Origin of the sequence: Enterococcus sp. AZ035 (genome assembly GCF_050548325.1) — a bacterium.
In the GTDB taxonomy this organism is placed as follows: domain Bacteria; phylum Bacillota; class Bacilli; order Lactobacillales; family Enterococcaceae; genus Enterococcus; species Enterococcus faecalis.
On the sequence record NZ_CP172958.1, the window covers coordinates 2,045,504 to 2,065,670 of the forward strand.

The following is a 20,167-nucleotide window of genomic DNA, read 5'->3' on the forward strand; positions in this document are numbered from 1 at the left end:
TTAGTGTTCAATCACCTAGATTATACCACAAATCTCCGTTCTAAAAATTATTTTTTAGCAAAAAAAGTTTTTTATTTAATTTAAAGGTTCGCATTATTGATAGCGCTGTTGAATTAATTCTCCCGCGATGCTAATCGCTAACTCTTCTGGTGTTTCGGCTGCAATGTCTAAGCCAATTGGCATGAAAATTCTTTCAATTTCAGTCATTGTATAACCGACCTCTTTTAACCGTCGAACTTGTGAAGCAATTTTGTGTTTGCTCCCCATCACACCAATATATTTGGCTGGTGTTTCCAATAACTGTTTGGCAACGATGAAATCAAAATTGTGTCCTCTGGTAATCACTATACCATAATCGTCCGCCGTTATTTCAATAAACGCAGCTAAATTTTCTAAAGGAATCACCCGTAGTTCTTCAGCTTGTGGAAAAGCTTGTGCCGTCAAAAATTCTGGACGATCGTCCACTACAACGCAATAAAACGATAAATAGTTTAAAATAGGTACCAATGCGCGTGCGACATGACCACTTCCAAAAATATACACTTTCCCTACTTGGAGGATCGCTTCTGTTAAAAAAATTATGTCCTCTTTTTGCTCACAATGGATACCTTTAGGTAGCAAACTTAATTCCCCCTCCCAAGAAGTGGAACCAATCAATTCGCCTGTTTCACTATAAAAGGATACTTTTCCTAAATTGTTTTGATCTAGTTCAGTCATTAACCAACCTTGTTGATTATTTTGAAAATGCGTTTCTATGGACTCACACAACTCTTTTAAAAATGGCGTTTCCCATGAAAGATAATGGAAAAAAATCGTGACATTTCCGCCACAGACCATGCCTAAATCAGCAATATTATTCGGTGCTAAAATAAATTGACGTTGTGCATTTTCTTTCTCAATAAGTAGCTTTTTTGCCACTTGTTCAGCCTGAAATTCAACCGCGCCACCACCAACAGTTCCGGCTATTCTACCTTCGGCGGAAACCAGCATTCTAGCCCCTTGACTTCGTGGTGTAGATCCTGAACTTGTACCAATCGTTAATAACATCGTGTCTTGCTTTTCCAATATTGCCTGTTTCAAACGCTGAAATACTTCTCTCATTTCAGTTCCTCCGATACTACATCCTGTTCTTTAAATATTTCTTCAAAGCATGCCTCTACCTGTTGATACACTTTTTTCTCAAATAAAAGATATTGATCAATCAACTCTTTTCCTTGATCCGTAACAATTGACCCGCCACCATTACAACCGCCAACGCTTTTGATAATTAATGGAAAAGATAGCTCTTCTTCAGCTACCCGCACAATCCGCCATGCCTTATTATAAGACATTTTCATCTCTTTTGCCGCTAAGTTTAGTGACCCAGTTTGCTGAATTTTTTGTAAAACTTCGACAACGCCAGGACCAAAAAAGTTCCGATCTGTTTTTAATTTTAAGTTTAGGGAATACGTAAACATCTTCTCCTCCTTTATTCGTTCATTTTTTTATAGATAACGTAAGGGAAAAAGGATACGAAAGCTTACTCACTTTCGTATCAAAAAAAGCAATCTTCACTCAAGTGCTACACGCTTTTTTGGTTTTAAAATGACATTTAAAAGGACTGCTACCAAAGTGGTTAAGATAACTTCCGAATTACCGAAAATCGTTGTTACCCAAGTTGGAAAACCAGCTAAGCTTCCAGTAGACAATGTGACACCAATTCCAAATGCTAGAGCTGTTCCGACAACCCCAGTATTTCGAGGAGTCATTTCCTGCGAAGCAATCATCCGAATACCTGTCATAGAAATAGAAGCAAAAACTGAAATCGTTGCGCCACCAATTACCGCGTAAGGAATCGTAGTTAATAACGCAGCTACTTTCGGAACAAAACCAGCAATTAATAATATAACTGAAGCGAAAACCAGAACATACTTATTAATCACTTTTGTTACCGTAACCAGACCAACATTTTGTCCAAAAGTTGCCACTGGGATTGATCCAAATAAACTGCCAATAAAGTTAGTGAAACCACTCCCCATAATTCCGCCAGATAATTCTTCATCCGTTGCATCCCGATCCATTGCCCCAACCGTTGTTGCTGTAAATTGGCCGATGGCTTGAACAGCATCAACAATAAACATCACCACAAGCGTAAAGATTGGTACCAATTGAAAATCCAGTCCAAAGTGAAACGGGGTAATTACCTGAACGATTTTAGCATTTTGAACTGGCTCAAAACTAACCATCCCTAAAGCTAAAGAAATCAAATAGCCAATAACCATTCCGTTTAAAATTGCTGATAACTTCAAAAATCCTTTTGCAAAATAATTGAAGTAAAAGACAATCGCAAAGGTTAATAATGCAACTAACCAATTCCGGGCTGAACCAAAATCAGCACTACCAGCTCCTCCTGCCATATACTTAATCGCAACTGGAAACAAGGATAGTCCAATGCTTAAAATAACCGTTCCTGTTACTAAAGGCGGAAACAACACACGGATTTTTTTAATGAACAAACCAACAATAATAACAAGAATACTGCCAACTAATTGGGAACCAAAAATTGCTGCAATCCCAAAATCAGCTCCGATGGCCATCAAAATCGGTACATACGCAAAACTTGCCCCCATCATAACTGGTAACCGTGAACCCACTTTTCCAAAAATAGGGAAAAGTTGAATTAACGTTGCAACTGCTGAAAAAATCAATGATGTTTGAATCAAAATAGTCGTATCACTAGGACTTAATTGGCAAACTTTGGCAATCATGATTCCCGGTGTGACAATCCCTACTACTGCTGCGACAACGTGTTGCAATCCCATCGGAATTGCTTCAGAAATTGATAGTTTCGCATCATATTCAAATAATGCTTGCTCTTTTTTTTCATTCATAGGATCGTTTCCTTCTTCTTTTTATTCTAAAAGGATTGTTCCCCTTAATCAATAAAGAATGCAATCCTTTTTCCCTCAGAAACATCTTAAAAATTATCCTTTGACAGCAACTGCTTCAATTTCAAATAAACCATCTTTTGGCAACTTGGCTACTTCTACACAAGAACGTGCAGGCAAAACTTCTGAAAAGTAATTCCCATAGATTTCGTTAATTTTGCTAAAATCAGACATATGTTGTAAAAACACCGTTGTTTTCACAACATTATCATAGGTCATCTCGACCTCTTTTAAAATCGAACCTAAATTGATAAAAGCTTGTTTTGCTTGTTCTTCCACTGTAGTCTTCATTTCGCCCGATTGCGGATCTAATCCTAGTTGTCCAGAAATGTACAACGTATTTCCCGCTAAGACAGAATGTGAATAAGGCCCTACAGCAGCTGGTGCCTGTGCAGAATTAATCATTTTGTTTGTCATCGTTTTCCTCCATTCTATGATTCTTTATTTTCAATTAAAGTCCCTGTTTTTCCAGATAATCCTTCTTTGGCTTTTTCTAATAACGTAATCAATGTTTTTCGACCTGGCTTAGATTCAGCAAACTTAATCGCTGCTTCAACTTTTGGTAACATTGAACCTGGAGCAAACTGACCTTCTTGCGCATATTGTTTCATTTTTTCTGTTGAAACATTCCCTAAGGCTTCTTGATTTTCTTTACCAAAATTAATACAAACTTTTTCAACTGCTGTTAAAATCACGAGCAGATCAGCATCCACTTGTTCAGCCAGTCGTTCACTACAAAAATCTTTGTCGATGACTGCATTTACACCTTTTAGTCGGTTCCCTTCTTGAATGACTGGGATGCCACCACCGCCGCCAGCAATGACTGTTTGGCCAGCATCAACCAATGTTTGAATCGTGAGAAGTTCGACAATATTTTTTGGTTTAGGAGAAGCGACGACTTGGCGATAACCACGGCCAGCATCTTCCATCACTTGTATATTTTTTTCTTTGACTAATTGTTCTGCTTCTTCTTTTGTCATGAAGCGACCAATTGGTTTCGTTGGTTTTTTGAACGCCGGATCATTTTCATCCACGACCACTTGAGTGACTACGGTGGTGACGGCTTTACTTATATTTCGTTGACGCAACTCTTCTTGTAGCGCATTCTCTAAATCATAGCCAATGTAACTTTGACTCATGGCTACGCACATGGATAACGGAACAACTGGATATTGTGGATTATTAAAGGAAAATTCTTCCATAGCTAATTGAATCATCCCTACTTGAGGACCATTGCCATGAGATAAAATAACTTCATATCCTGCTTCAATCAAATCTGCAATCGCTTTGGAAGTCTGTTTTACGGCAGTCATCTGCTCCGTCAAATTATTTCCTAAAGCATTGCCACCTAAAGCTACTACGACGCGTTTGCCCATTGCTTCACCTCATTTTCTGTTTTATAAAAAGGACGATGCTTTTTCTTTTTCACAACGAGTTTTCGTATTAACTGTCTGTTGTCGTTGCATGAAGTCAACGCACATGACTAAGCGTTCTTGACTCGAGACAATCACACATTCATGAATAGACTTGGGAAGGTCTTATTTGTTCATGTTGAAGAGGCAACTTCTAATGATTCATTGTGTAAAGAAAAAGCATCTGTCTTCATGCCAAATTCATTATTTTACTTCTCTTGGTGTCGCTTTATCCGCTAAGTCTGTTAAGGTTTTTTGCGGATTTTTTACTTTACTTAAGAAAATCATAGCCGCAATAACATACGGTTTGTAGCTAGCTTCTTTGTAAAGTTCGACCCGATAACGATCGAAAACAGAAGCTTCCACTTCGCCTTCTTCACAACTAACGCCAGTAATATCAGCTGGTAGACAATGCATATACAAAGCTTTGCCGTCTTTTGTTGTTTTCATCAATTCTTCTGTACATTCCCAATCTTTGTGCTTTTTATTTTGAGAAAGTAATTCTTGTTCTAATTGATCAATTCCTGCTTGGTCACCATTGCCATATAATTCAGTTCGCTTTTCCATTGCCGCAAAAGGTGCCCAGCTTTTCGGATAAACAACATCCGCATCTTTGAATGCTTCTGCCATACTATTCGTTTTAGTAAAGTTTCCACCAAATTCTGCCGCATTTTTCTTCGCAACTTCTTCTACTTCTGGCATAATTTCATAACCTTCTGGATGTGCTAAGACGACATCCATTCCTAAACGGGTCATTAGACCAACAATTCCTTGAGGAACAGATAATGGTTTTCCATAAGATGGTGAATACGCCCAAGTCATGGCAACTTTTTTCCCTTTCAGGTTTTCAATACCACCAAATTCATGAATTAAATGCAACGTATCCGCCATTGCTTGCGTCGGATGGTCAATATCACATTGTAAATTCACTAACGTTGGGCGTTGTTCTAATACCCCATCTTTATATCCTTCTTGGACAGATTCTGATACTTCGTGCATGTAAGCATTGCCTTTACCAATATACATGTCATCACGAATACCAATGATATCAGCCATAAAAGAAATCATGTTTGCTGTCTCACGAACAGTTTCTCCGTGAGAAATTTGACTTTTTCCTTCGTCTAAATCTTGAACTTCTAAGCCCAAAAGATTACACGCTGAAGCGAAACTAAAACGTGTTCTTGTAGAGTTGTCTCGGAATAAAGAAATCCCCAAGCCACTATCAAAGATTTTAGTTGAAATATTATTTTCTCTTAAATAGCGTAATGTATCGGCAACTGTGAAAACAGCTTCTAATTCATCTCTTGTTTTTTCCCAAGTTAGGAAAAAGTCATTTTCGTACATTTTTTCAAATTCTAATTTATCTAATTTCTCAATATATTCTTTAAACGTTTCCATTCCATCTGCTCCTTTTTTCTTGTCTAATAATCCTTTACTTAACCACAATAGACCGTTGGTAATGCCGCATAAACGGCTGCACAACGAACCAAATCATCTTTCCAAGTTTTTTCATTTGGTGCATGTGCTTGTGCTTCGGCCCCTGGCCCGAAACCAATACAAGGAATGCCATTACGTCCCATAATTGAAACGCCATTTGTTGAGAAGGTCCACTTATCTAACAATGGGCGTTCTTCACGCATTTCCACTGTTTCTACAGAGCCTTTCCGTGTTTCTCCATAGAGATTTTTATGCGTTTTCATCAAGGCTTTTGTTACATCATGATTTTCTGGAATGACCCACGTTGGGAAATAACATTCAATTTCATAAGTTAAATCCGTATAAGAAGGACGATCATAGTTGTACATTGAAACCGTCACATCATCTCCATATTTTTTAACAGCTGGTAAATTGCGAATTTCTTCTAAACAACTTTCCCAAGTTTCTCCAGCAGTCATTCGACGGTCTAGTGAAACGGTACAGCCATCCGCAACAGCACACCGACTTGGTGAAGAATGGAAAATTTGCGAAACAGTCACCGTACCACGACCTAAGAAACGGGCTTCTTGCCACTCTGGATTGTACTTAGGATCTAACATACGAACTAAACCACGAATCGCTGTGCTTTCTGTATCTCCATTGTTGTTTAAGGCACGAACATCTTGTAAGATATCCGCCATTTTGTAAATGGCATTATCTCCACGTTCTGGTGCTGAGCCATGACACGAAACGCCTTTGACATCAACTTTAATTTCCATTCGGCCTCGTTGACCACGATAAATCCCACCATCTGTTGGCTCTGTTGAAACAACAAATTCTGGACGGATACCGTCTTCTTTGATAATGTACTGCCAGCATAAGCCGTCACAGTCTTCTTCTTGGACAGTAACTGTTACTAAAGCAGTATATTTTTCTGATAATAGACCTAAATCTTTCATGATTTTAGCGCCATAAATAGCCGAAACAATCCCGCCTTCTTGGTCAGATGTACCGCGACCACCGATCTCAGTTTCTGTTTCATAACCATCGTAAGGATCAAATTTCCAGTTACTCATTTCACCAATTCCGACAGTATCCATGTGCCCATCAAAAGCAATTAATTTTTCACCAGACCCCATATAACCAAGTAAATTCCCTTGAGGATCAATGTCAATTTTATCGAAACCTAATTTTTCCATTTCGGCTTTTGCTCGCGCAATTTTGTTGCCTTCTTCTGCACTTTCTCCTGGAATTTTGACAAGGTCTCTTAAAAATTTGACCATATCTTCTCTGTAACCTTCTGCTGCTGCATTTACTGCATTAAAATCCATTCCTTTTACCTCCATAAAATTTTTTTATAATTGTCTGGATCAGTGTCCCCTTCGGTAGAAAACATTAAAACGTTTGACGTCTCATCCAGTTGCAATGCCTCACGTAATTCTTGATAGTCGGGATCTTGCATCACTGTAGCTACTAAGCCCATTGCTACTGCCCCAGATTCGCCTGATACAACTTGCGGATCCCCTTTTAATGGCGTGCCCAACATACGCATTCCTTTTTTAGAAACCCAATCTGGCGCTGAAACAAAGAAGGATGTATGATTTTTTAGAATATCAAAAGAAATCGTATTAGGTTCTCCACATGCTAAGCCAGCCATAATTGTCTGTAAATCACCATCGACAAAGCGAATTTCTCCGTCTTTTTTAATTGCTGATTGATATAAACAGTCAGCCGCCTGTGCCTCAACTACGACCATAATCGGTGGGTTTTCTGGAAAAGCATTAGCAAAATAACCAATCACTGCACCAGCTAAACTGCCGACACCAGCTTGAACAAAAACATGACTAGGTCGTTCAGAGCCAAACTTTCTTAATTGTTGAGAGGCTTCTAACGCCATCGTTCCGTATCCTTGCATAATCCAAGTCGGAATTTTTTCATATCCGTCCCAAGCGGTGTCTTGAACCATGACACCGTTTTCAGTTTCTTCGGCCATTTTATTAGCCATTCGTACACATTCATCGTAATTAACTTCTTCGATTGTGACGGTTGCGCCTTCTTTTTCAATATTTTCTTTTCTCGTCTGTGTTGAACCCTTCGGCATGAGTACAACTGATTTTTGGCCTAATTTATTCGCAGCCCAAGCGACTCCTCGTCCATGGTTGCCATCAGTTGCTGTAAAAAACGTAGCTTGTCCAAAAGCTGATCGTAATTGATCAGAAGTTAATTCATCATATGTTAGTTCCGAAACATCTTTCTTTAATTTTTCGGCAATATAGTTAGCCATGGCAAACGAACCACCTAATACTTTAAAAGCATTTAAACCAAAGCGATAAGATTCATCTTTAACAAAGAAATCATTTAACCCCAGATACGCGGCCATATGATTCAATTCTGCTAATGGTGTTTCTGAATACTGTGGAAAACTTTTGTGAAAAGCCAAAGCTTTCTCAATTTTTTCTTTAGACATCAGAGGTAAGTACTTATCCTCCGTCTTCGGCATTTCATTTGCTGTCCATTTAATTTTTTCCAAAAATACTTCTCCTCCTTCTATTTTTAAGTTGCTTTACGAAAAACAAATTTTCCTTGATTTGCCAAGATGACTTGCCCAGCTTCAGCAACTTTTTGACCTCTTAAATAAACCATTCGAGCCTGTCCTTGTGTTTCAAATCCTTCATACGGCGTATAATCGACATTTTGTAACTGCGTTCTCGCAGCAATCACGCCGGTTGTTCTGGGATCCCAAACAACTAAATCGGCATCACTGCCTTCTTGCACCACACCTTTTTGTGGATACATCGAGAATTGTTTAGCAATATTTTCAGAAAGCAGAGCAACCATTTTTTCCAAGGTGATTCGGCCCTTCGCCACACCTTCCGTGTAAATTAATTCTGGTCTCGTTTCAACACCTGGCATCCCATTGGGAATTTTACTAAAATCATCTTTGCCAACTGTTTTTTGTCCGTAAAAATTAAAACTGCAGTGATCTGTCGATATTGTATTGATTGCCCCCTCTTTAATCCCTTGCCACAAAGCCCGTTGATCCTCTCGTTTGCGTAGTGGCGGTGAGCAGACATATTTTGCTGCTTCAAAATTAGGCGCATCATACAAGTGATCATCTAGTAAAAGATATTGAGGGCAAGTTTCTACATAGACTGATTGTCCTCTTTGACGAGCCCGTTCCACCGCTTCTAATGATCGTTTTGTGCTTAAATGCACAATATTAACCGGCAAATCAGCCATTTCCGCTATCATCAAATATCTTGCTACCGCTTCTGCTTCAACAGCCGCCGGTCTTGATAACGGATGATAGTGCGGGGTTAGCTTTCCTTGAGAAACATATGATTGGATTAATTCATCTACTAAATCACCATTTTCACAATGAACGCCTAACATTCCATTAACTTTTTTTATTTCCTTCATCGCTTCAAAAATTTCCGCATCTGTGGTCCGCAAATTATCATAAGCCATATACATTTTGAAGGAAGTAATACCTGCAGCAATCATTTCCTGAATTTCAGCAGCTATCGTTGGTTTCCATTCAATCATGGACATATGGTAAGTATAATCACATGAACTCTTGCCTTCAGCCAATTGATTCCAAGTAGCTAAACAGTCTTTCAATGAGCCGCCTTTATTAGGTGTAGCCATATCAATAACCGTAGTCGTACCTTTGGCCACCGCCGCTTGGCTTCCAGTGGTAAAGTTATCCGCCGTACTTAACGAACCTTTGCCATTATTTAATTCCAGATGCGTATGCGCATCAATAAAGCCTGGTAATACATAACACCCCGTAACATCCTCAATCTGAGAATTTTCTACTGGTAAATTTGCCCCCATCTCTACAATTTGCTCGCCGTCAATTCGAATATCCAATTGACGACGATTATATGCAGATACGACGGTTCCACCTTTGAGCAGAATAGACATTTATTTATCCCCCAGTCGTAAATTTCCTTTTATGCTTGCATACAATAAGCATATTCTTCAATCATAGTTACCATTAATGCAATTAAATCTTCTGGTACATCTAATCCTTGATCTGTTAATTGAATTGTTGACACCGTTCCCCATAGACGCAGTAAACAAATTTTATCCACAGGATTTTGAACATAGAAACCTGAATTAGTACTGTCATAAAAATCAGCTTCACTGTTAAATAAGGTAAATTTGTCTTTGTAAGGGGCACTTGCATAAGGGCAAAATGTTTCACAGTTGCCACATTCGTTACACATCCGATCAACATGGACAATTTGTGGTTTTCCTTCGACATACACAACAATATTTGCTCGGTTTGGACAGACATCCATACAAGATTCACAAATTGTGGAGCATTCTAAGCAACGACTAGCTTGACTACAAGACATCTCGTCTGTCACAAGGATACCCCGTTTGTTTCTAACAAATGCGACATCACTATTTAAATTATCTTTTTCATAGTGATGATTGTGGACAAGACAAATATTATTGGCCGCTTTGGTTGCATCAGCGATTGCTTCAACAATTGTGGCTGGTCCTAAATTAGCGTCACCAATGACATAGACACCTGGTATATTTGTTTCCAATGTTTCTTGATTTGAAACGACTTTCCCATAGTTGTCTGTGTGAATGCCTAATGCTTGGTAAAATTCTGTATCTACTTTTTCACCAACAGCGGCAATCACTGTATCAGCAGGAATATCAATCATTTCTCCTGTACCAATTGGTCGACGGCGTCCAGAGGCATCTCGTTCACCTAGGACCATTTTTTCACAAGTTAATTGTTGATTTTCATGTTTAATTGGCGAAAGTAATTCTAAAAAGTCAACACCATCTTCTAAAGCTAAATAAAGTTCTTCTTCATCTGCTGGCATATTGCGTTTATTCCGACGATAAACCACTGAGACTTTTTTAACACCAGGTAATGTTGTGGCTGCACGAGCACAGTCCATGGCTGTATTTCCGCCACCAACGACGACAATTTGTTCTCCGTAAGGATTAATCGTTGGATTTTCTCGATTTGCTTTTAAAAATTCTAACGAGTTCAATGCTCGACCAGATTCTAAACGAAGGACCCCATGTTTCCATGCACCAATGGCATAAATAACATTCGTATAGCCTTGGTTTTTCAATTCCGCCAATGATGGCGCCTCTTGTCCTGTACGGAATTCGGCTCCCATAAATTCCGCTAACTGAACGTCTTTTTGAACAGATTCCATAGAAATTCGAAATTCTGGTACAATCTGGCTACAAACGCCCCCAATTGTCTCGGATTTTTCAAACACAGTAACAGGCATGCCTTCACGTGCTAATAAATACCCAGCAGAGATCCCTGCAGGGCCTCCACCCACAACAGCTGTTTTAGGTGCATTTTCTTTTGGCTGTGGCTTTTCTAGTGTCGTCAATAATTCATCATAAGCATGTTCAGCTGCTTCTAACTTCACTTCCCGAATATGAATAGATTCTTCATAAAATTGACGTGTACATTTAGTCATACAAGGATGTGCACAAATGGTTCCAGTAATAAAAGGCAACGGATTCTTATCGACAATTACTTGCAAGGCCTTTAAATAATTACCTTCACTGACATAACGAAGGTAAGCAGGAATATCCTGATTGATTGGACAACCACCGTCACTTCGACAAGGAGCAATATAACAATCTGTTAACGGAACTGTTTTTCTTAGTTTGGTACTTTCTGGTAATTTAATTGATTTTTGGTAACGCGCTTGTGTTTTAGCTTTCTCAACAACTTGAGCTAATTTATCCAAGTTGACATGGACCATCTGAGGATATTCTGCTGCGCTTAATACATTAGCAACTTGATTCATTCGTTGATAGCCACCAGGTTTCAACAGAGTCGTTGCCATAGTGATTGGCCAAATCCCAGCATCGAATATTTCTTTACTATTGAAAATATCTGCACCGCCAGAATAAGAAATTTGTAGTTTCCCATCAAATGCTTCTGATAATTTTTGTGCCAATGAAATACTAAGAGGAAATAGCGAACGTCCTGACATGTACATTTCATCACCAGGTAATTCATTTGCTGCAATCGTTACCGGGAAAGTGTTCGTAATTTTAACTCCGAAGCTTAGATTTTTACTATTAGCTAATAATTGCAGACGTTGTAACATCGGTACTGCTTCTTCAAATTGTAAATCTTCTTTAAAATGGTGATCGTCAAAAACCATATAATCAAACCCTAGCTCATCCATCGTTTGACGCGCATATTCATAACCTAACATGGTTGGATTACATTTAATAAAGGAATGGAGCCCTTTTTCACTTAATAAATAGGCCGCAATTCGTTCAATTTCGTCTGATGGACAACCGTGTAAAGTCGACAGCGTAATAGAATGACAGACTTTAGGACTAATTGCTTCGATATATAAGTCATCTACTTTTTTAAAATAAGATAGATATTTTTTGGCAGCTGCTTGGCATTCCGCCCAAATCGGCGTTCCTTCTGCGTTCTGCATTTCGTTAATATAACGATCAATTTTTGGTGATTGAATCCCTGCCAAATCATAGCCAACACTCATATTAAAAATGAAACCATTCGGGTCACCTAGCTCGAACTCTTTACTAAGTAACTTCAAAACGAACCATGCTTTGACGTATTCATCATAAGCTTGGGGAACGCGCAATTCTGTGGACCACTCAACGTTGTAACATTCATCTGCTGCTGCGATACATGGTTTACTCACAGGTAAATCTTCTCCATCCAGTATCTGGACTGTCTTAACTTCAAAAAAACGAGAACCTGTTAAATAGGCCGCAATAATATTTTGTGCTAATTGTGTATGAGGACCTGCTGCTGGACCACAAGGGGTTTCCATTTTTTCTCCAAATAACGAAATCGTTTTTGTAGGATCCGCATGATAAAATTTACGAATGCCAAAAATTGTGCCATCTTGTTGATACTCACTAAAAATCCAATTTAATAAAGCCTCAATTGAGATGGGATGCATAATATCACTCATTAACGTCACTCCTTTTATTTATAATGAAAGCTATTGATTTACTCGTTTCCAGAAAGATTGTGCTTGCGTTTGCGCATCATGCCAAACTTTCTCTTCATCAATTCCTTGAACTTCACGATTACGCATCCGAATTTCTCCATTAATCACCGTGTCAGTGACCATCCCACCATTCATGCCGAATAAAATGTGCATGTTATAATTCTCTTTTGTCATTGGTGTCGGGCCATGATAATCAACAATAATGACGTCTGCTGCTGCATTAGGTTCTAAAACGCCTAGCTTTGTTTTAAAATAGCGATTAGCCATTTGCGGATTATTATCAAACAGCATTGTGGGAATTTCTGCCCAAGCCGCATTTGGATCAGCTAAATGATGTTTGTGGATAACATTTCCTACCTTATAGGATTCCGTCACATCATTCGTATAACCATCTGTGCCAAGACCCATCAAAATACCATACTCATTAAACATGCGCATCGCAGGTGGGCAACCGACCGCATTCCCCATATTCGACTCTGGATTCGTGACCACCATTGTGTCTGTATCTCTTAGTAATTCCATCTCATGAGGTCCAATATGGATGCAATGGCCTGCCATTGTCTGTTTTCCTAAAATCCCTAAATCAAATAATCGGTTCACAATCGGCTTCCCATATTTTTTCAAAGAATCATGAACATCGGCTAAATCCTCTGCAATATGAATATGATAACCAATCCCATCTGGCGTATTGGCTGCACATAATTCTAAAGAAGCATCTGATAAAGTAAATGCTGCATGCATCCCCATCATCGCTTTTTGCATATCATCATTTCTTAAGGAACTGGCTTTAATAAAGGCGGCATTTTCTTGAACTGCTTCCCGCATTTTCTGCTCACCATCGCGATCAGAAACTTCATAACAAAGGCAGGTCCGAATCCCTAACTCGTCCGCTGCATTAGATAATTGGGTTAAACTCCCTGTAATTTCTCCGTAACTAGCATGATGATCAAAGACAGTTGTAACGCCGTTGCGAATACTATCTAAATAAGCAACCTTACCACTTTGATAAGTGTCTTCTAATGTCAAGGCACGATCAATTCGCCACCATTGATCTACCAAAATATCCATGAAATTTTTAGGATGATAATTCGTTAAACTTAACCCACGTGCAAAGGTACTATAAATATGATTGTGCATGTTAATAAAGCCTGGCATAATCACTCCACCTTTAGCATCAATAAATGTCGCTTCTGGATAAGCTTGTTTTAATTCTTCTGTCGTTCCGACTTGTTTCACAACTTGACCATCAATCGCCACACACCCATTTTCAAAAAAATGATTCTGCGCATCCCGAGTGATTAAACGCCCATTTCCAATTAATAACATGTATTCTCCTCCTATTTTTCAACCTATTCCCCACAAGTGGCAAACGCTTACAAATCAATCGCTCAATCATTCACGAATATAGCTTGATTAGCTTTGCTAATCTACATTCCTTACGAAAAGCATTTGAAGCGCTTGCATTTTTTTACTAACGAACTCATTAACTTGATTAAAGTATATCACCTTACCTTAAAAAAAACAATGCTACCTAAAAAATATTTTTTAGAATTTTGACAGCCGTTATCTTGTATTATTATTTTTATCATGCTATCATTATTTTTCAGAACAGGCAGTACGCGACATTAAAGGATTTAGCCCTGCCTATTCCATTTAAAAATATTATGTTAAATTTGACACAATCTTATAAAAACTGTTTGTGCCAGGCACATTAGAAAGGAGCTTATTTATGTTATCCGACGAAAAACTTACTTTTTTAACACAAATTGCTAAAGGTTTAGCTGGTCAATTTGGGGAAAACTGCGAAGTCGTTATCCACCAAATCAATGAAGACAATATTAACAATTCTATTGTTTCCATCGAAAATGGTCATGTCTCTTCTCGTCATCTGGGCGATGGACCTTCTCAAGTAGTTTTAGAAGCCTTAAAAAAAGATCCCAGTGAGTTGAATGATCATATTAACTATCTGACCCGTACCCATGATGGTCGTATTTTAAAATCTAGTACAATGTATTTTAAAGATGAGAATGGTCAACTCGATGGTATTTTTGCTATTAACTACGACATCACTACATTGATTGCTGCAGAGTCGAACTTAAAATCTTTGATTTCCACTGCAGAACCTGAAGAAGATAAAGACCCTGATTACATTCCTCAGGATGTTAATGAGTTGTTAGACGATTTAATTCATGAATCAGTCAAATTAGTTGGCAAGCCGGTCCCATTAATGACGAAGGACGATAAAATCAAGTGTATTCAATTTTTAAATAATAAAGGCGCCTTCTTAGTCACTAAATCTGGGGACAAAGTTTCTAACTTCTTCAATATTTCTAAATATACGCTATACAGTTATATTGATGCGAAATAAAAATGGAAATCGATGGACGATTTGTTGTTAAGACAAGTCGTCTATTCTCTTTTTTCCTTCACTATTCTACTTTTTCTAAAAGACTTTTTAAATAATAGTAAGAAAAAGTAAAAGGAATTAATTTTTTATTTTAGTTATGGTATGATAGATTGAGTTTAATTTAAAATAACGAAAAATTAAAGATATAGAAATTGGGGGACAACAAATGGGGATTCGAAGTCATTTAGCAATTGCTGCAGGAAAAACTTCGCAATGGGTTTTACAAACATTTTTTAAAGGCGGCAGTAGCTACCCAGGGAAATTAGCCCTAAAAATCGATCCTAAAATTTTAGATACATTGGCAAAAGACTATGAAATTGTCGTAGTCACTGGAACGAACGGCAAAACATTGACAACTGCTTTAACTGTTAACATTTTACGCCAAGAATTTGATGAGGTATTAACAAATCCAACGGGTGCTAACATGGAGCAAGGAATTGTCTCTACTTTTTTAAATGCCAAGGCGAAAAAAGGACAAAAGAAATTTGCGGTGTTAGAAATTGATGAAGCAAGTTTAAGCCGCGTCACTAAATATATTCAACCAAAATTATTTGTTTTTACGAATATTTTCCGCGACCAAATGGATCGCTATGGTGAAATTTATACGACCTATCGCTTAATTATGGAAGGCGCCGCTGCTGCTCCTGAAGCAACTATTTTGTGCAATGGTGATTCGCCAATTTTTAATTCAAAAGAAACTGTAAATCCTCGCAAATACTATGGATTTAATCATTTACCACCGAAAGAGCAATTGGCTCATTACAATACAGATGGGGTTTTATGTCCAAAATGTAATCATATTCTTCATTATAAAATGATTACGTATGCTAATTTAGGTGATTACTATTGCCCAAATTGTGGCTTCAAACGCCCTGAATTGGATGTGCAGTTAACGGAAATGGTCCGGATGGATAACACATCTGCTGATTTTGTGATTGATGGCGAAGAATACGGCATTGCTGTTGGTGGGATGTACAATGTTTATAATGCGCTAGCAGCCACAGCGGTAGCAGAATATTATCAGGTGGCACCAGATAAAATCCGAGCAGGTTTAGCTTATGATGAAAAAGTTTTTGGGCGTCAAGAAACCATTAAAGTTGGCGATAAAGAATGTACGTTAGTTTTAGTAAAAAATCCGGTTGGTTTAAATCAGGTCATTGATATGATGGGCTTAGCCCCTTACTCTTTCTCGCTGGTTTCATTATTAAATGCCAATTATGCAGATGGAATTGATGTCAGTTGGATTTGGGATGGTAATCATGAAGCCTTTGCTGATATGGACATTCCAAAAGTAATTGCTGGCGGTGATCGCCATGAAGATATGGCCTTGCGTTTAAAAGTTGCGGGTATTCCTGAAGAAAAATTACTAGAAATTCCTGATTTGGAGCAAGTAATTTCAGAAATTAAAACGTTGCCGACAGATCATGTCTATATTTTGGCAACCTATACTGCTGTTTTGCAATTAAGAAAATCATTAACGGCCCAAGGGTATATTCAAGGGGGAATGAATGGTGTCTAAAGAATTAGTCGTTTGTCATTTATATGGCAACTTATTAAATACTTACGGAGATAACGGAAATTTATTGATGCTTAAATATTTAACCGAAAAAATGGGCGTTACCTTCCGATCAGAAATTATAAGTATCTACGAACCGTTTGATCCCGAAAAATATGATTTAGTCTTTGTTGGTGGCGGTCAAGACTTCGAGCAATTGATCATCTCAGAAGACATTCAGAATAAAAAAGAAGCTTTGACTTCTTATATTGAAAATGACGGCGTCTTGTTAGCTATCTGTGGTGGTTATCAACTTCTAGGACATTACTATGTCGGCGCACAAGGCGAAAAAATTAAAGGAATCGGTGCGTTAGATCATTACACTTTGAGCCAAGACAACAATCGTTTCATTGGTGATATTGAAATTTATAATGAAGAATTTGATGAAACGTATTATGGTTTTGAGAATCATAACGGCATGACTTTTTTAGGCGAAGGTGAACGACCTTTAGGAACAGTCAAACAAGGCAAAGGCAATAACGGTCAAGATAATGGCGAAGGCGTTGTCTATAAAAATGTGTTTGGCTCCTACTTCCACGGTCCAATCTTAGCACGCAACAAAAATCTAGGGATTCGGTTAATTCGGACCGCTTTAGAGAAAAAATATGGTGAACCGATCGCTATTCCTGAAACGCTTTATAAATAAAAGAAGAATCTAGTTCCTACATATAGGGCTAGATTCTTTTTCATTTCTCCGACAACTATTTACATCTTTACAAAATATAGTAAGATAAAGAGGTGCATTTAAAATCGAGAATTTCTCGGACTGGTTCGGAAACTTCCCAGAATAAAAAACTAAGTATCTCTCAATACTAACTCAAGTCATAGCTTTTTTAACAAGAGTTATCATTTGCAGTTAACGAAAAAGGAGGATTGGAAAAAATGCAAAAAGTAATTATTGATTGTGATCCTGGAATTGATGACACGCTTGCTCTCTTGTATGCACTTGCTTCACCAGAGCTAGATGTCCAAGCGATTACCGTTGTTTGCGGAAATGTCCCTGTGGAGATTGGCGTGGAAAATGTTTTTAAATGTTTAGAAAAAGTTAATCGCTTAGATATTCCTGTCTACCAAGGGGCTGCTAGCCCTTTAAAACGGCCATTTGTTAGTGCACAAGATACACATGGCATGGATGGTTTAGGTGAAACATATTTCCCCAGAACTAGCAAAATCCAAGCACAAGCGCTTTCCGCTGCTGACTATTTAGCACAAACCTTTCAACAAGCTACCGATTGCTCAATCATTGCCCTTGGTCCTTTAACAAACATTGCGTTGGCTTTAAAAAAAGAACCTCTTCTGGGACGAAATCTTCAACGTTTTGTCTCAATGGGTGGTACCTTTAAAAGCCACGGCAATTGCTCTCCTGTTGCAGAATTTAATTATTGGTGTGATCCTGATGCAGCAGCTTGGGTTTTTGAGAAATTAGGTGCAAAAATCGAGATGGTCGGCTTAGATGTCACACGAGAAATTGTTTTTACACCAACAATTCTCAATTATTGTCAACGACTCAACCCCAAAATGGGGAATTACCTCGCTGAGATTACTCAATTTTATTTTGATTTTCATTGGAAATATGAACGTATTTTAGGGTGTGTTATCAACGATCCCTTAGCGGTTGCTTATTTTATTGATCCTACGCTCTGCCAAGGCTTTTCCAGTTACGGACAAATTGTTCCTGACGGCATTGCTATGGGGCAATCAATGATCGATCAATATCATTTCCAGCAGCAACCAGCTAATTGTCATGTCTTGACTACGGTTGATAGTCAACAGTTTTTCGTGAAGTTTCTATCCATTCTTTTAAATGTACAAATAGATGAGATCGAAAGAGATTTCAAAAATTTAAGGATGGGATAACCATGAAAAAAATAACACCACGAATCATTACAATTATCGCTTTTAGTGTTGCTTTAAATTACCTTGGCAGTACCATTGCGTTACTCCTTCGTTTACCAATTTATCTTGATAGTGCGGGAACTATTTTTACAGGTGCGTTATTAGGCCCACTCTTTGGCGCACTGACAGGTATTTTAACAAGTCTACTAACTGGATTGACAACGGATATCTTTTCTCTGTATTATTCACCTGTCCAACTCTGCACAGGAATTTTAGCAGGTTTGCTCCTTCATCAGCAGTTAAAAGTAACCAAATTACCATTTAAAACGTTGTGGTTAACGATACCAGGAACAGTGATTTCTTCCTTAATAACAGTTTGTTTATTTGGTGGAATTACTTCTGCTGGCTCCAGCATAATTGTCCAATTTTTATATGGTTTAGGCTTCAATCAGTTAGCAAGCGTCCTGTTGGTTCAATTGATAACAGATTACGGGGATCGTCTGCTATCAGTCATCATCGTCACAGCTGTTATCGCTGCCTTACCTAAACGTTCCTTTATAACAAAATAAACTGTTTTAATGCTAAAAAAGAGGAAATCATCTGTTGATGATCTCCTCTTTTTTTAGCGACTGCCAGGTTCTGAAGCTATAATCGTTAGATCACCTTCAAAACGCCAGCTCGGAATATCTGTCGGAAAGATAAAGCTATCGCCTTTTTTCAAATCAAAAGTAGCCACATCTGCTTTTGCAGCATCTTCTGTAATCAATCGACCCACACCTTCAATAACTGTTGCTAATGTATAAGGTGCTTGTTTTTTGACTTTTAGAATCCCACTGACACGCCACTCATAGACATTAAAGAAATCTGTTTTTACATAAGTAACAATGCTTGATTGTCCTTGATTTTCTTGTTGAATAGAGAGGTCAGGATCCTTCGCCGGAACGGTTGTCACATCAATGGATTGTTGAATATGCAATTCCCGGGTCTTTCCTTGATCATCTGTTCGATCATAATCATAAACCCGATACGTAGTATCACTGCTTTGTTGCGTTTCTAAAATTAAAATACCCGAGCCGATGGCATGAATAGTGCCGCTTGGTACATAATAAAAATCGCCTTTTTTCACTGGTACTTTTCTTAAAAGATTGTCCCAACGACCTTCTTCAATCATTTCTGCAAGTTCTTCTTTTGTTTTCGCGTGATGTCCATAAATGATTTCAGCGCCAGGTTCTGCATCAATAATGTACCAACATTCAGTTTTGCCTAGCTCGCCTTCATGTTTTTGGCCATATGCATCATCAGGATGAACTTGCACGGATAAATCATCTTCAGCATCTAAAATTTTCGTTAATAATGGAAAGACAGCGCCACCTGCATGGCCGAATAACTCTTGATGGTCTGCCCACAATTCATCTAATTTTTTTCCTTTAAATTCGCCATTTAAAACAGTACTAACGCCATGTGGATGTGCACTGATTGCCCAATCTTCACCAATTTTATCGCTCGGTAAATCGAAACCAAATAGCGTGTGTAGACGATTGCCGCCCCAAATTTTTTCTTGAAAAACAGGTTGTAAAAATAATGGTTCTTGCATTGACTGTGACCTCCCAAAT

The 20,167-nt window shown here is 38.2% G+C and carries 17 protein-coding genes and 1 riboswitch; of the genes, 5 read left to right on the forward strand and 12 right to left on the reverse strand.

Translation table 11 applies throughout. The features are described 5' to 3' along the window. Nucleotides 1-93 precede the first annotated feature (93 nt). The 11 genes from IGL32_RS09745 to ssnA all read right to left on the reverse strand — a co-directional run bounded on the left by IGL32_RS09745 (nt 94) and on the right by ssnA (nt 14,082). A complete protein-coding gene (locus IGL32_RS09745) occupies nt 94-1,101 on the reverse strand; it encodes an XdhC family protein (RefSeq protein ID WP_002398004.1) in 1,008 nt (335 codons plus the stop codon). Beyond that, the gene (locus IGL32_RS09750; protein WP_002356595.1) at nt 1,098-1,457 is read right to left on the reverse strand and encodes a winged helix-turn-helix domain-containing protein; all 360 of its coding nucleotides are present in this window, start codon (nt 1,455-1,457) and stop codon (nt 1,098-1,100) included. Before IGL32_RS09750 ends, IGL32_RS09745 begins: the two co-directional genes overlap by 4 nt. A gap of 93 nt (nt 1,458-1,550) precedes the next feature. Beyond that, on the reverse strand, nt 1,551-2,870 hold the full coding sequence (locus tag IGL32_RS09755) for a nucleobase:cation symporter-2 family protein (RefSeq protein WP_002356594.1): 1,320 nt from the start codon (nt 2,868-2,870) through the stop codon (nt 1,551-1,553). Between the two features lie 93 nt (nt 2,871-2,963). Continuing rightward, entirely contained in the window at nt 2,964-3,344 is a 381-nt protein-coding gene (locus IGL32_RS09760) for a RidA family protein (protein WP_002362244.1), read from the reverse strand. 14 nt (nt 3,345-3,358) lie between these two features. Next, the gene (gene arcC, locus IGL32_RS09765) at nt 3,359-4,303 is read right to left on the reverse strand and encodes a carbamate kinase (RefSeq protein WP_002367131.1); all 945 of its coding nucleotides are present in this window, start codon (nt 4,301-4,303) and stop codon (nt 3,359-3,361) included. A gap of 240 nt (nt 4,304-4,543) precedes the next feature. Continuing rightward, nucleotides 4,544-5,737, reverse strand: coding sequence for a knotted carbamoyltransferase YgeW (ygeW, locus tag IGL32_RS09770; RefSeq protein WP_002367132.1), 1,194 nt, complete (start codon nt 5,735-5,737; stop codon nt 4,544-4,546). A gap of 38 nt (nt 5,738-5,775) precedes the next feature. After that, nucleotides 5,776-7,101 carry a YgeY family selenium metabolism-linked hydrolase gene (locus IGL32_RS09775; RefSeq protein WP_156210111.1) on the reverse strand — a complete coding sequence of 442 codons (1,326 nt, stop codon included), beginning with the start codon at nt 7,099-7,101 and terminating at the stop codon, nt 5,776-5,778. Continuing rightward, nucleotides 7,092-8,285: a diaminopropionate ammonia-lyase gene (gene dpaL, locus IGL32_RS09780; protein ID WP_156210110.1), complete on the reverse strand. Its 1,194-nt coding sequence runs from the start codon at nt 8,283-8,285 to the stop codon at nt 7,092-7,094. Before dpaL ends, IGL32_RS09775 begins: the two co-directional genes overlap by 10 nt. 23 nt (nt 8,286-8,308) lie before the next feature. Beyond that, the gene (hydA, locus tag IGL32_RS09785) at nt 8,309-9,682 is read right to left on the reverse strand and encodes a dihydropyrimidinase (protein ID WP_002387141.1); all 1,374 of its coding nucleotides are present in this window, start codon (nt 9,680-9,682) and stop codon (nt 8,309-8,311) included. A gap of 29 nt (nt 9,683-9,711) precedes the next feature. Further along, nucleotides 9,712-12,717, reverse strand: a complete 3,006-nt coding sequence (gene ygfK, locus IGL32_RS09790; RefSeq protein ID WP_002387142.1) for a putative selenate reductase subunit YgfK — start codon at nt 12,715-12,717, stop codon at nt 9,712-9,714. Between the two features lie 30 nt (nt 12,718-12,747). After that, nucleotides 12,748-14,082, reverse strand: a complete 1,335-nt coding sequence (gene ssnA / locus IGL32_RS09795) for a putative aminohydrolase SsnA (protein WP_002359625.1) — start codon at nt 14,080-14,082, stop codon at nt 12,748-12,750. Between the two features lie 403 nt (nt 14,083-14,485). On the opposite strand from ssnA, the gene IGL32_RS09800 reads away from it, so the two are divergent. From IGL32_RS09800 to IGL32_RS09820, 5 genes are all read left to right on the forward strand, one after another. Next, nucleotides 14,486-15,124: a helix-turn-helix transcriptional regulator gene (locus IGL32_RS09800; RefSeq protein ID WP_002381503.1), complete on the forward strand. Its 639-nt coding sequence runs from the start codon at nt 14,486-14,488 to the stop codon at nt 15,122-15,124. 205 nt (nt 15,125-15,329) lie between these two features. Further along, nucleotides 15,330-16,682 carry a Mur ligase family protein gene (locus tag IGL32_RS09805; RefSeq protein ID WP_002362254.1) on the forward strand — a complete coding sequence of 451 codons (1,353 nt, stop codon included), beginning with the start codon at nt 15,330-15,332 and terminating at the stop codon, nt 16,680-16,682. After that, entirely contained in the window at nt 16,672-17,364 is a 693-nt protein-coding gene (locus IGL32_RS09810; protein ID WP_002356583.1) for a type 1 glutamine amidotransferase, read from the forward strand. Before IGL32_RS09805 ends, IGL32_RS09810 begins: the two co-directional genes overlap by 11 nt. A gap of 114 nt (nt 17,365-17,478) precedes the next feature. Next, nucleotides 17,479-17,523, forward strand: a riboswitch (PreQ1 riboswitch). Nucleotides 17,524-17,600: 77 nt separating this feature from the next. After that, nucleotides 17,601-18,575 (forward strand): nucleoside hydrolase, encoded by a 975-nt coding sequence (locus IGL32_RS09815; protein WP_002356582.1) that lies wholly within the window; start codon nt 17,601-17,603, stop codon nt 18,573-18,575. A gap of 2 nt (nt 18,576-18,577) precedes the next feature. Beyond that, nucleotides 18,578-19,123, forward strand: coding sequence for an ECF transporter S component (locus IGL32_RS09820; RefSeq protein WP_002368898.1), 546 nt, complete (start codon nt 18,578-18,580; stop codon nt 19,121-19,123). A gap of 53 nt (nt 19,124-19,176) precedes the next feature. Here IGL32_RS09820 and manA read toward each other — a convergent pair whose 3' ends face one another. Beyond that, a complete protein-coding gene (manA, locus tag IGL32_RS09825) occupies nt 19,177-20,148 on the reverse strand; it encodes a mannose-6-phosphate isomerase, class I (protein WP_002379715.1) in 972 nt (323 codons plus the stop codon). Nucleotides 20,149-20,167: the final 19 nt, after the last annotated feature.

Excerpts from the sequence above, each read along its gene's own strand:
- IGL32_RS09745 (WP_002398004.1), bottom strand. The coding sequence starts at position 1,101 with ATGAGAGAAGTATTTCAGCGTTTGAAACAGGCAATATTGGAAAAGCAA.
- IGL32_RS09750 (WP_002356595.1), bottom strand. The coding sequence starts at position 1,457 with ATGTTTACGTATTCCCTAAACTTAAAATTAAAAACAGATCGGAACTTT.
- IGL32_RS09755 (WP_002356594.1), bottom strand. The coding sequence starts at position 2,870 with ATGAATGAAAAAAAAGAGCAAGCATTATTTGAATATGATGCGAAACTA.
- IGL32_RS09760 (WP_002362244.1), bottom strand. The coding sequence starts at position 3,344 with ATGACAAACAAAATGATTAATTCTGCACAGGCACCAGCTGCTGTAGGG.
- arcC (WP_002367131.1), bottom strand. The coding sequence starts at position 4,303 with ATGGGCAAACGCGTCGTAGTAGCTTTAGGTGGCAATGCTTTAGGAAAT.
- ygeW (WP_002367132.1), bottom strand. The coding sequence starts at position 5,737 with ATGGAAACGTTTAAAGAATATATTGAGAAATTAGATAAATTAGAATTT.
- IGL32_RS09775 (WP_156210111.1), bottom strand. The coding sequence starts at position 7,101 with ATGGAGGTAAAAGGAATGGATTTTAATGCAGTAAATGCAGCAGCAGAA.
- hydA (WP_002387141.1), bottom strand. The coding sequence starts at position 9,682 with ATGTCTATTCTGCTCAAAGGTGGAACCGTCGTATCTGCATATAATCGT.
- ygfK (WP_002387142.1), bottom strand. The coding sequence starts at position 12,717 with ATGAGTGATATTATGCATCCCATCTCAATTGAGGCTTTATTAAATTGG.
- ssnA (WP_002359625.1), bottom strand. The coding sequence starts at position 14,082 with ATGTTATTAATTGGAAATGGGCGTTTAATCACTCGGGATGCGCAGAAT.
- IGL32_RS09800 (WP_002381503.1), top strand. The coding sequence starts at position 14,486 with ATGTTATCCGACGAAAAACTTACTTTTTTAACACAAATTGCTAAAGGT.
- IGL32_RS09805 (WP_002362254.1), top strand. The coding sequence starts at position 15,330 with ATGGGGATTCGAAGTCATTTAGCAATTGCTGCAGGAAAAACTTCGCAA.
- IGL32_RS09810 (WP_002356583.1), top strand. The coding sequence starts at position 16,672 with ATGGTGTCTAAAGAATTAGTCGTTTGTCATTTATATGGCAACTTATTA.
- IGL32_RS09815 (WP_002356582.1), top strand. The coding sequence starts at position 17,601 with ATGCAAAAAGTAATTATTGATTGTGATCCTGGAATTGATGACACGCTT.
- IGL32_RS09820 (WP_002368898.1), top strand. The coding sequence starts at position 18,578 with ATGAAAAAAATAACACCACGAATCATTACAATTATCGCTTTTAGTGTT.
- manA (WP_002379715.1), bottom strand. The coding sequence starts at position 20,148 with ATGCAAGAACCATTATTTTTACAACCTGTTTTTCAAGAAAAAATTTGG.